The organism is uncultured Croceicoccus sp., assembly GCF_947496385.1.
Classification (GTDB): Bacteria; Pseudomonadota; Alphaproteobacteria; order Sphingomonadales; family Sphingomonadaceae; genus Croceicoccus.
In genome coordinates this window covers 1-14,597 of the sequence record NZ_CANMCP010000015.1, presented here as the reverse complement: position 1 = coordinate 14,597, position 14,597 = coordinate 1, and the positions used below count along the sequence as shown (strand labels likewise).

The 14,597-nt window shown below is 60.5% G+C and carries 13 protein-coding genes; 8 read left to right on the top strand and 5 right to left on the bottom strand.

Features of this window, described 5'->3' with window-relative positions; genetic code table 11:
* The first annotated feature begins 14 nt into the window (after window positions 1-14).
* The 3 genes from Q0897_RS14755 to Q0897_RS14745 all read left to right on the top strand — a co-directional run bounded on the left by Q0897_RS14755 (window position 15) and on the right by Q0897_RS14745 (window position 3,709).
* The gene (locus Q0897_RS14755; RefSeq protein WP_299310155.1) at window positions 15-2,144 is read left to right on the top strand and encodes an acetate--CoA ligase family protein; all 2,130 of its coding nucleotides are present in this window, start codon (window positions 15-17) and stop codon (window positions 2,142-2,144) included.
* A 40-nt stretch (window positions 2,145-2,184) separates the two neighbouring features.
* On the top strand, window positions 2,185-3,009 hold the full coding sequence (locus tag Q0897_RS14750) for an enoyl-CoA hydratase-related protein (protein WP_299310154.1): 825 nt from the start codon (window positions 2,185-2,187) through the stop codon (window positions 3,007-3,009).
* A gap of 529 nt (window positions 3,010-3,538) precedes the next feature.
* Complete coding sequence (locus tag Q0897_RS14745) at window positions 3,539-3,709, top strand: hypothetical protein (RefSeq protein WP_299310153.1); 171 nt, start codon at window positions 3,539-3,541, stop codon at window positions 3,707-3,709.
* 9 nt (window positions 3,710-3,718) lie between these two features.
* On the opposite strand, the gene Q0897_RS14740 is transcribed toward Q0897_RS14745, so the two are convergent.
* A complete protein-coding gene (locus tag Q0897_RS14740; protein WP_299310152.1) occupies window positions 3,719-5,221 on the bottom strand; it encodes an acetyl-CoA acetyltransferase in 1,503 nt (500 codons plus the stop codon).
* A 53-nt stretch (window positions 5,222-5,274) separates the two neighbouring features.
* Here Q0897_RS14740 and Q0897_RS14735 point away from each other — a divergent pair, with 53 nt between their 5' ends.
* Both Q0897_RS14735 and Q0897_RS14730 read left to right on the top strand, forming a co-directional pair.
* Window positions 5,275-6,858 (top strand): GMC family oxidoreductase N-terminal domain-containing protein, encoded by a 1,584-nt coding sequence (locus Q0897_RS14735; RefSeq protein ID WP_299310151.1) that lies wholly within the window; start codon window positions 5,275-5,277, stop codon window positions 6,856-6,858.
* Complete coding sequence (locus Q0897_RS14730) at window positions 6,855-7,625, top strand: SDR family oxidoreductase (RefSeq protein ID WP_299310150.1); 771 nt, start codon at window positions 6,855-6,857, stop codon at window positions 7,623-7,625. Before Q0897_RS14735 ends, Q0897_RS14730 begins: the two co-directional genes overlap by 4 nt.
* Before the next feature lie 8 nt (window positions 7,626-7,633).
* On the opposite strand, the gene Q0897_RS14725 is transcribed toward Q0897_RS14730, so the two are convergent.
* Genes Q0897_RS14725 through Q0897_RS14715 form a run of 3 tightly spaced genes read right to left on the bottom strand, consistent with a single transcriptional unit; the run spans window position 7,634 to window position 11,071 of the window.
* Entirely contained in the window at window positions 7,634-8,794 is a 1,161-nt protein-coding gene (locus Q0897_RS14725; RefSeq protein WP_299310169.1) for an acetyl-CoA C-acetyltransferase, read from the bottom strand.
* 25 nt (window positions 8,795-8,819) lie between these two features.
* Window positions 8,820-9,884: a phosphotransferase gene (locus tag Q0897_RS14720; RefSeq protein ID WP_202085338.1), complete on the bottom strand. Its 1,065-nt coding sequence runs from the start codon at window positions 9,882-9,884 to the stop codon at window positions 8,820-8,822.
* Window positions 9,881-11,071, bottom strand: coding sequence for an acyl-CoA dehydrogenase family protein (locus tag Q0897_RS14715; RefSeq protein ID WP_299310149.1), 1,191 nt, complete (start codon window positions 11,069-11,071; stop codon window positions 9,881-9,883). The genes Q0897_RS14720 and Q0897_RS14715 overlap by 4 nt, the downstream gene beginning before the upstream one ends.
* Window positions 11,072-11,213: 142 nt before the next feature.
* Here Q0897_RS14715 and Q0897_RS14710 point away from each other — a divergent pair, with 142 nt between their 5' ends.
* Both Q0897_RS14710 and Q0897_RS14705 read left to right on the top strand, forming a co-directional pair.
* Window positions 11,214-11,873: a CoA transferase subunit B gene (locus Q0897_RS14710; protein WP_202087206.1), complete on the top strand. Its 660-nt coding sequence runs from the start codon at window positions 11,214-11,216 to the stop codon at window positions 11,871-11,873.
* A gap of 38 nt (window positions 11,874-11,911) precedes the next feature.
* The gene (locus tag Q0897_RS14705) at window positions 11,912-12,694 is read left to right on the top strand and encodes an SDR family NAD(P)-dependent oxidoreductase (protein WP_299310168.1); all 783 of its coding nucleotides are present in this window, start codon (window positions 11,912-11,914) and stop codon (window positions 12,692-12,694) included.
* Window positions 12,695-12,787: 93 nt separating this feature from the next.
* Here Q0897_RS14705 and Q0897_RS14700 read toward each other — a convergent pair whose 3' ends face one another.
* Window positions 12,788-13,504, bottom strand: a complete 717-nt coding sequence (locus tag Q0897_RS14700) for an IS6 family transposase (protein ID WP_299310148.1) — start codon at window positions 13,502-13,504, stop codon at window positions 12,788-12,790.
* Between the two features lie 91 nt (window positions 13,505-13,595).
* Between Q0897_RS14700 and Q0897_RS14695 the strand changes: the two genes are divergently transcribed.
* Window positions 13,596-14,561 carry a hypothetical protein gene (locus Q0897_RS14695; RefSeq protein ID WP_299310147.1) on the top strand — a complete coding sequence of 322 codons (966 nt, stop codon included), beginning with the start codon at window positions 13,596-13,598 and terminating at the stop codon, window positions 14,559-14,561.
* Window positions 14,562-14,597 lie beyond the last annotated feature (36 nt).

Genomic DNA, 14,597 nt, shown 5'->3' with positions numbered 1-14,597 from the left:
AAGAGTTTGCGAAGATGGCAAAATCGCTAGATGCATTGTTTGCACCGCGAAGCATCGCATTCATCGGTGCATCGAACGATCCCACCCGCATAGGCGGCCGCCCCCTGCACTATTGCCTTCGCGATGGCTTCGAAGGTGAGATTTATTCCGTAAATCCGTCCCGCGATAAGGTGCAGGGCCTGAAAGCATTTCCCAGTATCGGCGCAATACCTGCCGACGAAGTTGATTTGCTGGTGATCGCCGTTCCGCCCAAGGCTATCCCGATGGTCCTCGCGGAAGCGGGTGCGAAAAATGTCCGTGCCGCGGTGGTCCTCACTTCCGGCTTCTCGGAAACAGGGGAAAAAGGCGCGGCATTGGAAGCCGAGATGCTGACCACCGCCAGGAAGCTTGGCATCCGCTTGCTCGGCCCGAATTGCCTTGGCTTTTACAAAGCGGGTGATGGAATAGCCGCAACGTTTTCCAGCCTCCTGGAAGACGGCCCTCCCCCCCAAGGGGAGCTCGCCATTGTTTCGCAGTCGGGCGCTTATGGCGCACATATTGCCATGCTGGCGCGCCGCCGGGGAATAGGGCTCGCCAGCTTCGCGGCTACCGGGAATGAGTGCGATATCGGCGTTGCCGATCTGATCGAAGCAGCGGCAGCCGACATCAACGTGAAAGTCATCGGCTGTTATGTCGAGGGTATCCGGCATGGCCGTGCCTTTCTTCGCGCTGTCGAGGTGGCACGCCTGGCAGGCAAACCCGTCATCCTGTTGAAAGTCGGCACGTCCAGTTCCGGCCAGAAAGCCGCCCAGTCCCACACCGCCAGTCTCGCCGGAGACGATCGCACTCTCGACCAGATCATAGGCCGATCCGGCGCCGTTCGGGTCGAAACCACGCAAGAGCTGGTGGACACTCTCTACGTGTTGACGCGCCGTGGGCCACTGGCGGGCAATCGCCTCGGGATCCTCACCGTATCGGGGGGCGCCGGCATACTGATGGCGGACGCGGCAGAAGCAGCCGGATTCGATATCGCCAGCATGCCTGAACCGGCACGGGCGGACCTGGACGCGCGCATACCGCTCGGCTCATCCGCCAACCCTGTCGATACGACCGCGCAGGCGATGAGCGATGCTTCGCTCGTCCGCGATGCGGTATCGATCGTAACGCGCCAGGGTAATTACGATGCGGTCGTCGCGTTCTTCATGAATTGGCCGGAAAGCCCGGTGCTCGGCCCACCTCTCCGCGAAGCGATTCAGCAGGGACTGGAAAGCGGCAGCGAGGTGCCCTTCGCCATATGCATGAACGCAGGGCCGCGCACGGTAAGCGAGTACGAGGGGACAGGACTGCTGGTCTTCGAGGACCCCTCATTCGCCGTCACGGCGCTTGCCCATGCTGCAACCGCAGGGCGCGCAATATCGGGTGCTCCCGCATGCGTGCCAACGCTGCCCGATACGAGCACCAAATGTTTCGTTCGCCTTGACGAGGCTGAAGCCCTTGCCGCACTGGCGGACGCCGGCATTCCCACGATGCCCTTCACAACGGCGCGCAATTCCGCGGAAGCTGGAACGATCAGTCGCCAGTTCGATGGCCCTCTCGCCATCAAGGTGATATCCCCGGATGTGCAGCACAAATCCGATGCCGGCGGCGTTCGCCTCGCCGTCGATCCTGGAAATCAGGCCGCAGATGCCGCCTCCAAGATACTCGCTGACGTAGGCCGTGCGCATCCCGCGGCAGAGATACGCGGCGTTCTGATTGCCCCGATGATCAGGGGTGTTGCCGAACTCATACTGGGCGCCCGGATTGATCCGGTTTTCGGTCCTGTCGTGTCGGTCGGCATGGGCGGCATTTTTACCGAGCTTCTCGATGATGTCGCGATCGGTCTTGCTCCGCTCGACGCGAATGAGGCGCTCGAACTCATCCGGTCCCTTTGCGGGTTCCCTCTGCTCGACGGCATGCGCGGGAAACCTCGCGTCGATATACGCGCTGCCGCAGAGACAATGGCGGCGATGAGCCGCTTCATTGCCCGACATCGCGGCACAATTCTCGAAGTGGAAATCAACCCCCTGCTCTTGCTCGAAGAGCACAAGGGTGCGGTGGCGCTCGACGCGCTGATCATCCCTGAGAACGAAAACCCGGTGATACAGAATGGGCAAGCGGCTGCGTGACCCGTGGATAATGACTATGTTCGATGTGAGGCGCTGAACCGTGACAACTAACCAGACAGGGGAAACGCGACAGGACGGCGCCGCCGCGCCGACGCAATACTGCAAAGTTCTGCGTGAAGGGCCGCTCACGATCGTCAAGATCAATCGCCCGGATTGTCTCAACGCGCTTCATACCGACGCGCATTTCGAACTTGCCCGTGTGTTTGACGAGTTTGCAGCAGATCCGGAGCAGTGGATTGCCATCATCACTGGCGAGGGGCGCGCCTTCAGCGCCGGAAACGATCTGAAGTTCCAGGCAAAAGGGGGCGGACTCGACCGACCCGACAGCGATTTCGGCGGCCTGACCGGACGGTTCGACTGCGAGAAGCCGATCATCGCGGCCGTGAACGGGCTGGCGCTTGGCGGCGGGTGCGAGATTGCCCTGTCATGCGACATCGTGATCGCATCGGATGATGCAATCTTCGCCCTGCCCGAACCACGGGTCGGGATGGCAGCGCTTGCAAGCGGGTTGCATCGCCTGCCTCGCACGATCGGTTGGCAGCAGGCGATGGGCATGATCCTGACCGGCCGCCGGGTATCGGCACACGAAGCCCGCGAGATGGGATTTGTGAACAGTGTCGTATCTCCCGAGGAACTGATCGCCGAGGCACGCCGCTGGGCGGAGATGATCCTGCAGGGCAGCCCGCTCGCCATTCGCGCTGCGAAAAGCATCGCCCGCAAGGGTCTCGAAAAAGCGTCACTGGAGCAGGCTTTTCTCAGCCAGCGCGATAACGAGGCGCTCGATGTCATGCTAGGCTCGGAAGAGTATCGGGAAGGACCCAAAGCATTCGCTGAAAAGCGGCAGCCTATCTGGAAGGGCCGCTGAGCGCATGATGCGTAACAAGGTTTCCAAAACGCGCGATGATTGGAACCATCGGCAATCCTGAGTCGTCGTCGTCACGATTGATATGATCGGGTTGCCTGAGGCGCCGATGCGCTGGATCGAGCCGCATTTCCCCGTGTAACATGGATTGCCGCGGATCGGTGGCCGGCGGATAGTCAGCGGGATTATCTGATCAATCCGCCAGGGTCTGCGCTGGCGTGACGCCTTCGCGGAGTGGGCCAAGCGAAAGGCCATTTCCAATCGGTTCCTTAGGTGGAGCGGTCTGGGTGTGTCCGCAGAGATCTCTGCTGCGCTCGCTGCGAAAGGTGGAGAGCCGAATGAACCGATGATTGATGCACCGATTGAAAGCTCATCACTTAGCGGTCAGGTTTATTAAAAACGGCCTCTTTCTCAACATAGTGGGCGTGCCAAGGTCGGCCTGGAGCGCAAGCTTCACTCCAGGCTTCAGGCAAGAAGCAATTGTCAGGGACCACCTCTGGTCATGCTACTAAGCGGGGGGCAGACGAGCGGTTTGGAAAGCGCGGCATCGATAGTCAACGCTCTGCCCCGCGGCAGCGCACTGCTCGCCGACAAGGGCTATAGCCTCGCGGAAAACTCACCGCATGAAACCCGTCAAATCAAAAATAGCTTTATGCCCTCCATGCGCATCCCGGCAATTGTCATCTTCTCGCTGCTCCGATGAGTCCCGATCCTAGATAAAGCACCAGTGTGGCAATTCATCCGCGCCTATTCCAATCTCACCTTGGCGACCGACCAGATCGACTTCGCTCATGAGTTTCTCGAGCGTGCAAGCATCGTCGGCCTCCACCCGAGCGGCAACGCGGCTGCCATCCGGCGCACGGGCAATAGCTATGCCCTGGCGTACGTCTTCATTGCGATCGAACACTACGGTGTAGGTTTCCAGCCTCGCCAGTCCGCGATGGGACTGGTCAAGGCGCGGAGCGGCGCGTTCGATGTCTTTTTCCAGATCCCGCATTCGGTAATGCTGCGGCAAGGCCCGTTCGGGTTTCTTCGTGCCGAGCATCACCGCGTGATGCTTCGTCACATATTCACCTTGGCCGTAAAGCAGGCCCCAGCCGCTTTGCCGTCGCAAATGGTGCACCATCGCGACCACGGCATGTCCCATGAAGTTGTTAAGCGGCGCGCCGAAGAAGGTAAGCCCTCCTGTCACGCTCAACGCATCGTGGTCGGACAAGCCGAGTACGCGCCGCGCCATTTTCGGAACACAGGGAAAACAGCTGTACAGTTCGACAGCGAATTTGTCGCCTGCCAGCTTCGCGCTTTGTCCAAGCACGCCCTCCATGGCCCGCGAAAAGCTGTAGTCTTGCCGCGCAAGGATGTCGCGCGGCTCGTCAGCGGCCGTGCCGCCGTGAATGAAGATCATGCGATCTTCACAAATGCCGAGCTCGCGCGCCATCGTCAAGCTGGTCACGATAAACGCCGCGCCCTGGTTCACGATCGGATTGGCAACCATCAACTTACGGTAGGGCCAGGCGATCAGGCGATTGCCGCCATCGCCTGACAGTATCGTCTCGGGATCGACGGCGCTTTTGAGCCATGCAGCATCGCGTGCAGCGGCAATATGCGAATTGCGCGACCAGATGCGGGCGCTCTCTTGCTGCGCGGTATCAAAATTCTGTCGCCATGCCGCGCGGCTCGCATTTTCATAAAGCGGATAGACGTTAACAGGGCTCGTCAATCCCAGTGTCTTTGCAACCCTGCCCTGATAATCCCCGCCGCGCACCGGGCGGAAACCCTCATCCCGCTCGGGCCAATTCAGGGCGGCTTGGCTCTTGCGCGCCCGGCGTACACTATCCTCAGCCTCGCCTCCGCAAACGGCGATTATCCGCGCCCTACCGGCCTGAATATCGAGCGCTGCCTCGTGCAGCGCCGTGATCGGCGTCTGCCCGCCGACTGGCCAGTAGCGGGTCTGCAATTCAGACTGCCCCAATCGACGCCGCAGTTCAGCCTCCGGATCCGGATACGGCCACGAGATTTCGTTGATGATATCAAGTCGATCGAGCCGGGCGAGAAGGTTTTCACAATCCGCATCGCGCTCCGCCAACCGAAGGGCAGCGACCATCAAACCTGCCGGATCAAGCGCGTCGGCCAGATTTTCGGGTCGATCGGCCAGTTCCCCTGCGCCGATGATAACCGGACATTGTCGGGGGTCGAATTCAGGCTGGTCAGTCATCTCACTATTCTGTATGCGAAAGATCATTCTCGCAAGAAAAAGGTTGGAAAGGCATGGCAAACGGGCAAATCGCAGATGTGATCATCGTCGGGGGTGGTGCGGCTGGGTGTGTTCTCGCCAACCGTCTGAGCGCCAGTCCGAACCGACAGGTGCTCCTGCTGGAGGCCGGACCGCCCGACAGGAATCCGATGATCCATATGCCCAAGGGTGTGGGCAAGGTGTTGGCCAATTCTGCTTATGTCTGGCCTTTTCGCATTTCAGGCCGCGCCGGTAACAACGAGCCGGCCGGCTTCTGGGTACGCGGGAAGACGCTTGGCGGCTCGTCCTCCACCAACGGCATGATGTATGTTCGCGGAAAGCCCGCAGACTACGATGCGCTTGCCAAAAAGGCAGGCGATGATTGGGCATGGGAGCATATCGCACAGGCTTTCGACGCTCTGGAAGGGGAGAACGGCCTTCGGACATCCGTCCCGCCTCCCCGTCCGGAAATGGACGCGGTGATAGAGGCCGGCGAGGCGCTGGGGCTGTCGCGGCGTGGCAATCCCAACGATCCGGACGCCGTGGAGGCGATAGGGTACTGTCCCCAGACCGTCTGGCATGGCAGACGCCAGAGCGCTGCGGCCGCCTTTCTCGATCCCGTCAAGAACCGCGGCAATCTGGCGATCGAAACCGGCGTGACGGTCGATCGGGTCCTGTTCGAGAATGGCCGCGCGACGGGTGTTGCAGGGCTGCGCAACGGCAAGGAGGAGGTCTGGCGGGCGCACGAAATCATTCTCGCTTCGGGCACTTTCGGCTCGCCGGCAATCCTGGAACGCTCGGGCATTGGCGATCCGGAATATCTCGATCAACTGGGCATTCCTCTGGTTGCCCAGAACAGAGGCGTAGGCGACAATCTTTTCGAACATTGCGGCATCACGCTCCAATGGCGCACGCGGCCGCATTATTCCTTGAACCGCGAATATTCAGGCCTCCGCCTGCTGAAAAATGCTGCGCAATATTACCTGAAGCATGAAGGTCCGCTCGCGAGTGGCACTTTCGATGTCATCGGCTGGTTTCGAAGTCATGCCGATGCCGATCGTCCCGATGCCCAATTGCTGTTCGCACCGCACAGCATTGATCGTTCCAGCGCGAAGATGGCGATGGAAAGCTTCCCCGGCATTCAGGCGGTGATCTACCCCCTCCGCCCTCGCGCGCGCGGCCATGTTCACATCGTCTCGCGCGATCCCGCTGTGCTGCCCGAGGGTGCCCTCGACTTTTTCTCGAACGAGCAGGAGCGGCGGGAGCTGATAGGGACGGTCCGCTACGTACGTGCGCTGGCCCTTACGAAGCCTCTCTGCGACATCATCGTGGAGGAGACGCGGCCGGGCGCTGAGGCGGAAAGCGATGATGCCATCATCGAGGCCTACCGGATGCTGGGAACGCCTGCCTATCACGCCGCAGGCACCTGCCGCATGGGCGTGGACGAGGAATCGGTCGTCGATCCGCGATGCCGCGTGCGCGGAATCAAAGGCCTGCGCGTCGTCGACCTCTCCATCGCGCCAGTCATGCCTTCGGGGAACACGTTTGCGCCTGTCTGCGCGATGGCTTGGAGGGCATCCGACCTTATCGAACATGATCTTGAACAGGAGCGAGCATGACACGCAATCATTCTCTCGAGGGCCGCATCGCGCTCGTCAGTGGGGCATCGTCCGGCATCGGCATGCATCTCGCAATTAAGCTGGCGCAGGCCGGTGCAAAGCTGGTGCTCGGTGCCCGGCGGACCGATCGCACGATGGCGCTCGCCGACAAGATCAACGAAGGCGGTGGTAAGGCGCTGGCGGTCCCGCTCGATGTGGTTGACGAAGCATCGGTGCGCAACGCCTACGATCTAGCCGAAGATGAGTTCGGCAGGGTCGATACCATCTTTGCAAATGCGGGCGTCTCGCGCGCGGGGCGCTCGACCGATGTATCGGCAGATGCGCTGAGGTCCGTGTTCGATACAAACCTGCTGGGCCTTTATCTGACCGTGCGTGAGGGTGCGGGGCGGATGATCGCATCGAACATGCGGGCGCTTGCACGGGGACGCATCGTCCTGATCGGCTCCGTCACAGCGGATATGACCAATCAGGGGGACGCCGCCTATGCCGCCAGCAAGGCAGGCGTCGCGCATCTTGGACGCCAGTTTGCCCGCGAATGGGTGCGGCAAGGCATCAATGTGAACACCATCCAGCCAGGTTATATTCGCACCGAGATGGGAGACGAATGGTTCGAAAGCGACGCTGGCAAGGCACAGATCGCGAGCTGGCATCGCCGCCACCTCATGGATATCGATGCGCTGGACGATATTGCCCTCTACCTCGCTTCGGATGCGTCGCGCTATGTAACGGGCTCGACTATCACGATCGACGATGGTCAGGCGTTGTAACGCCGTGATCAGAGCGCCTCGAATATCGTGACGTTCGCGATGCCGCCTGCCTCGCACATCGTTTGCAGGCCGTAGCGTTTACCCCGCGATCTAAGGGCGTGGATCAACGTTGCCGTGAGTTTGGCGCCCGTCGCGCCCAGCGGATGGCCTAGCGCGATCGAACCGCCATTGACGTTCAGCCTGTCCGGATCCGCATCCAGTTGTTGCAGCCAAGCCATCGGCACGGGTGCGAACGCCTCATTGACTTCGTAAAGGTCGATCTGATCCAGGTTCATACCCGCCCGCTCCATCGCCCGGCGCGTTGCATTGATCGGCTCGTCCAGCATGATGACCGGATCGCCTGCCGTTACGGTCATGCCGGCGATACGCGCAATGGGCGTCAGGCCATGATCCCTTAGCGCGCGTTCTCCCACGATCAGCAAGCCCGACGCCCCGTCGCAGATCTGGCTGGCATTGCCTGCCGTAATGACCCCATCCTCCACAAGAGGCTTGAGATCGGCCAGCGCCTCCAGGGAAGCATCAAAGCGAATGCCTTCGTCCTGCGTATGCGTTCCTTCGCTGTCCGTGAGCGGCACCATCTCCGCGTCGAAGGCTCCGGAACGCGAAGCGACGGCCGCCTTGCGGTGGCTCATCAACGCGAAGTTGTCGAGATCCTCACGCGAAAAGCCATATTTCGCGGCCATCATTTCCGCGCCCGTGAACTGGTTGAACCCGTCGACACCGTACCGTTCAAGGACACGCCGGCTGTACGGCCCTTCGCCAAGGCCCGCCTCGTCATGCAGCTTGCGGTTCGAAAACATCGGCACCCGCGTCATGCTCTCCCCGCCGCCTGCAATCACCATGTCCTGCATGCCGCTCATCACCGACTGCGCTGCGAAATGTATCGATTGCTGCGAACTGCCGCACTGGCGGTCGATGGTAACGCCCGGCACCGATTGCGGCAATCTGGACGAAAGCACCGCATTACGCGCAAAGGCGTTGCTCTGCTCGCCCGCTTGGGTGACGCAACCGAGGATCACGTCATCCACCGCCGCGGGGTCGATGCCTGTCTTGTCGAGCAAGGCATTGATGACTTCAGCGGCCATGTCCGCCGGATGCCAGTGCGAGGCCGCTCCCTTGCGGCGACCGCCGGGTGTACGCAGTGTTTCAACGATATAGGCTTCATTCATGAGAAGGGGTTTTCCTCTGTCTGTTTCAGGAGCAGGCGCGCATCGCATCGCCGGCAAGTCTCGCCAGCTGAGGGAAATCCGCTGCCCTCTCAGCCGCTTGGGCACTGGAGGCATTTCCGCGAATGACCCGTCCCTTGATCCCGTGGAAAATTGCCGCCAGGCGAAAAAAGTTGAACGCGATGTAGAAATCCCAATTGGCGATGCCATCGCGCCTCGTGCGGCGGCAGTAATCGTCGATATATTCGCGCTCGGTCGGGATATTCAGCGCATTCAAATCAGCGTCGCGCAATCCGGGCACGATATGGGGCGGCATGCGGTACATCATGGCATTATAGGAAAAGTCGGAGAGCGGATGGCCAAGCGTGGAAAGCTCCCAGTCGAGCACGGCCAGCACGCGCGGCTCGGTGGGGTGAAAGATCATGTTGTCGCACCGGCAATCGCCATGAACGATCGTGGTCTCGTCGCCAGGCGGGATATTCCGCGGCAACCATTCGACCAGCGCATCCATCTCGGGATCGCGCCCGGCCTCCTCGTCGGCGAGATATTGCTTTGACCAGCGTCCGATCTGACGCGCGAAATAGTTTCCCGGCCTCCCGTAATCGCCAAGGCCGACGGCCTCGAAATCTACCGAGTGGAGCCGCGCGAGCGTATCATTCATTGCGCCGAAATAGGCAGGCCGTTGGTCACGCCCGACGTCGGGAAAGCTTGCGTCCCAGAATATCCGGCCCTCGACCATCTCCATCACGAAAAATGGCGTTCCTAGGACGGTATCCTCGTTGCACAGGCCCAGAATTCGCGGCACGGGAAATTCGGTTTCGCCCAGCGCCGCCATGACGCGGGCCTCCCGCTCGACCGCGTGAGCCCCTTTCAGGATTTCGCCGGGCGGTTTGCGGCGCAGGACGTAACGACCGGAGGGCGATGCGAGCCGATAGGTCGGATTGGATTGGCCGCCCTTGAATTGCGCGATCCTGAGCGGTCCCGAGTAATCGAGAATATTCTCGCCCATCCATGCATTGAGAGCGTCGCGATCGATTTCGTATCCCTCGCGCACTGCTGTCGTGCCGGTATTCTCCTGGCCCAAGGTGCTCACGGCACAGCTTTCCTCTGCTGCGCCTTCTTGATCTTTTTCGCGAGCGACCACTTGTGGACTTCCGTCGGGCCATCATAGATCCGGAACGCGCGCAATTCGCGAAACACCTGTTCGACCACCGTTTTGTCGGTCACCCCCGTCCCGCCCAGAACCTGCACGCAATTGTCCGCAACACGCATCAGGGCTTCCGACACTGCGACTTTGGTCATGGAGCTCTCGGTCGTGCCCAGATCGCCGGAGTCAAGTATCGATGCACACCAGAAGACCATCAATTCCGCCTGTTTCAGGTCGATCTGGTTCTGCGCCAACATGAAACCGACCCCTTCGTGATCGATCAGCAGTTTGCCGAACGCTTCGCGCCGGCAGACATAATCGATGGCGATTTCCTGGCAGCGCATCGCCGCACCCAACCAGCGCATGCAGTGCGAAAGGCGCGCAGGACTGAGCCTGACTTGCGCATAGCGAAAACCCTCGCCGGCCTCGCCAAGCATCTGGTCAGCCGGAACGCGAAGGTTCTCGATCGCCACGCTGGCGTGTCCACCCGGCATCGAATTGTCGATCGTGTTGGGAACGCGCTCGATACGAATTGCGGGATCCGGCAGGTCGACGATGAACATGCAAGCACCGCCCCCCTCCTCTACGCTCTCGGCCTTTGCCATCACGATACCGACGCCGGCGCCATCGGCACCCGTGATGAACACCTTGCGCCCGTTCACGACCCAATGATTGCCATCCTTGCGGCAGGTGGTCTTCATCATCGAAGGATCCGACCCCGCCCCGCCCCATTCGGCGGGCTCTGTCATGAAGAAGGCGCTGCGCTCCTCGCCCGACACCAGCCGACCCAGAAACTTTTTCTTCAGATGGTCGCTGCCGACATGGCCGAGCAAATACATATTACCTTCGTCCGGCGCATTGGTGTTGAGCGCCAGCGGGCCAAGCGGGGAGAGCCCGGACCGGATGAGCACATGCGCGGTTTCGACCTGGGTCAGGTGGCTGCCGTCCTCCAGAATATGGGGCGTCATCAGCCCGGCATCATTCGCCAGATCGCGCATTTCGCGCACCAGTTCCTCGGTCGGCGCCCCGTGGTGGTCGCGGCGCCCGTCAGTTTCGAATGGAACGATGACATCGCGCACGAAGCGCTCCACCTCGCCGCCAATATCGCGCGCCCGCCGGGAAATCTCGATCATACTCTCTCCTTGCAGGAACCCGCACTAACCGGACCCGCGAGCAATCGTCAACTTTTGAGAATGGCATTCTCTATTGCGAAGAAAGTGCTTGCTCGCATCCCCGTGAAGTGCCTATGTCTTTGGTGGATGAAAGGAGATGGGCATGGCCTGGACAAGGGAACAGATGGCCCGGAGAGCTGCGCGCGAAATCGCCGATGGGGACTATGTGAACCTTGGCATCGGCATACCCACGCTCGTCGCGAACTACATTCCGGACGACATCACCGTGAGCCTGCATTCCGAGAATGGAATGCTCGGCATCGGCCCTTTCCCTTTCGAGGGAGAGGCAGATCCCGACATCATCAATGCGGGCAAGCAGACCGTAACCGAGCTGCCGGGTACGAGCTATTGCTCCTCGGCTGACAGTTTCGCCCTGGTGCGCGGTGGTCATATCGATCTGACCATTCTCGGCTCAATGCAAGTGGCCATGAATGGCGATATTGCCAACTGGACCATTCCGGGCAAGGTGGTGAAGGGCATGGGCGGTGCGATGGACCTCGTGGCCGGCGTGCCGCGCGTGGTCGTGGTGATGGATCACACCAGCAAGGACGGTAGCCCCAAGATCCTGAAGGAATGCACGCTTCCTCTTACAGGCGTGCGCGCCATCGACCGCATCATCACCAATCTCGGCGTCTTCGATTGCGATCGTGAGGGCGGCAGCGGCCTGACCCTGCTCGAACTGGCACCGGGCGTGACCATCGAGGAGATCGAGCAGCAAACCGAAGCGCCCTTTGCCGTGAGCGAAGCTCTCGCAGCGGCCTGACCTTCCGATAATCCGACAAACATGAATTGGGATTTTCCATGATACTAAACTCTTCCATCGCAGCCGTCGTGACCGGTGGCGCATCCGGCCTCGGTGCCGCCACGGCCCGCGCCCTTGGCAAGAAGGGTGTTCGCGTCGCCATTTTCGATCGGGATGGCGACGGTGGACAGCGCGTGGCGGACGAAATCGGGGGAGTTTTCTGCGATGTCGACGTTACCGACGAGGCCAGCGTAGACGAAGGTTTCAAAAGGGCGCGCGACACGCACGGCCAGGAACGCGTACTCGTCAATTGTGCGGGCATCGGCAACGGCATAAAGACCGCAAGCCGCGACAGGGAAGACGGCAGCATCCGACATTTCCCTCTCGATGCATTCGAGAAGGTCGTGCAGGTCAATTTGATCGGCACCTTCCGCTGCATTGCGAAGAGTGCGGCCGGCATGCTCGACCTCAGCCCGCTGCCTGACGGAGATCGCGGTGCCATCGTCAACACAGCTTCCGTAGCGGCCGAGGACGGTCAGATCGGGCAGGCTGCCTATTCTGCCTCGAAAGGCGGTGTGGTGAGCCTGACGCTCCCCGTGGCGCGTGACCTCATGTCCGAGAACATTCGTGTGAACACTATCCTGCCCGGTCTTTTCGAGACTCCCCTGCTGATGGGTCTACCTGAAAAGACGCTTGCATCGCTTAGTGCATCCGTCCCCTATCCCAAACGGCTGGGTAAACCGGATGAATACGCAGCGCTTGCACTCGTGATGATAGAAAACAGCTATTTCAACGGCGAGGACGTCCGCCTGGACGGTGCCATCCGAATGGCACCGCGCTGATGATTGATCAGGGATCTGTCGGTCGAATGGGAGCTGTCAGTCGGATGCAAACCGCTCTCCGTTTTGCAAAGTGCGCCCTTCACCGGCTATTCCTCAGGCCATGAGGTTCTGCCACTCAGCGAGGGCAGCTGAGCGGCGGGCTTTGTAAGTTTGACGATCAACGGGGTGACGTTCGGAATTGAAGTGGTTGTGGAAGGAGGCATGAACCGAGGCGAATTTCTGCAGCGATTTCATTTGCCGGAAGCGCAGCATCGCTCGTTCCCTTCGTCGGAATGGCAGGTGTGAGTTTTCAGCCCGGTTGTTCAAATAGCGGCCGGTGTCCTGCTTCGTCGAATTTCCGAGGTCGGACATCGCAGCTTTGTAGGACCGCAGACCGTCCGTCGTAATGACTTCGGGCGAACCATGACGCTTCAGCGCTTTCCTCATGAAGCGTAGGGCGGCGGCCTTGTCCCTGGTTCTGGTGACGTAGCTTTCAAGCACCTCACCTTCGTGATCGACGGCACGCCACAGATACACCATCTCGCCATTGATGCGGACGTACATTTCATCCAAGTGCCATTGCCAATGGCGAAAACCGTGCATTCGGCTAACCCGCTGACGCCGTATGTCCGATGCGAAAATCGGGCCAAACCTGTTCCACCAAAGCCGGACCGTTTCATGGCAAATGTCGATGCCGCGTTCCGACAGTAGGTCTTCGACGTTCCGCAGGCTAAGCGGAAATCGAACATACATCATTACCACGAGGCGGATCACCTCCGGCGAAGAATGGAAATACCGGAACGGGTTGGCTGGTTTCTTGGCTCGGGGCATACGCTTCCCCTACCCTGCACCGAGGTTTTTGCCAGAGGTACAATCCTTCTGACAGCGCCATGCGGAGCAGTTGCTGGGGCGGGTGTTGCGGATGCCCTATGCCAAGCGGCGCAAATCGGGTGCGCTGAACCGGGCCTATGCCAATCTGGTGTCGAAGTCCTTCGCGGAAGCGGCCAATACCCTGCGTGACCGTCTGGTCGATATGGGATTTGAAGAGCAGGAGGCAGAAGCCAATATCGAGGCGCCACCTCAGAAGTCCCTGGAAGAGGGGCTGTTCGGTGTTCGCAAACGGCCCAAGCCCTCAGTGAGCATTCCGGTAAAGGCCGACGAGGGACAGCTTGCTGCCGCAAAGGCTGCTGCGCCCGAGAAAATCACCATCGAGACCAACGAACGCGGCGAGGCAGCGATCAAGGTCACCGGCCCGATGCGCGAAGAAGAGGTTGAGCGCGTAGCCGCCGCCCTGCCAGAGGATCAGGGCAATCGCGTGCGAGAGGAAGTGGCGAAGTTCCACGCCGAAATCCAGCATGAGGCATCGGCCGCGGAGCTGGGCAAGCCCTTCATCGTCCCGCGGCTGATGACTTGGGTGCAAGGCGAACTGGTGCTCGCCGATACGGACCTGATCAGCGAGTATTTTGACTGGTCGCTGGCCGACAAGGAGTACCAGTTGAGCGAGGCCGAATTCTCGGTCAAACAGACATCGGACGGCTTCGAAATCGATCTGGAGGGCGATAGCCTGATGGTGCGCCACCACGATCAGAGCGACCAGCTGATGCTGGATGTGCCGGTCGATGGCTGGACCGAAGCGGGCCTTGTCCACCTGCTGGACCGGCAAGTGCGGGACCAGTTCATCGGCCAGGGCGAACTGATCCGTTGGCTGACCGATGTGGTCAATTTCCTGACTGGCAAACGTAACATCCCGCTCACCACACTGATGCGCTGCCGGTTCGTTCTGGCGCGCAAGCTAAAGGAGAAAATCGCCCGCATCCGCAAGGAAGAGCTGAGCAAGGCCTATCAGCTGTTCCCCGTCAGCACCCATGGCACAGATTTGAGGTTGTAATTAAGGAGGGTTTGGGCTTCGTCGTAGTGACGAAGG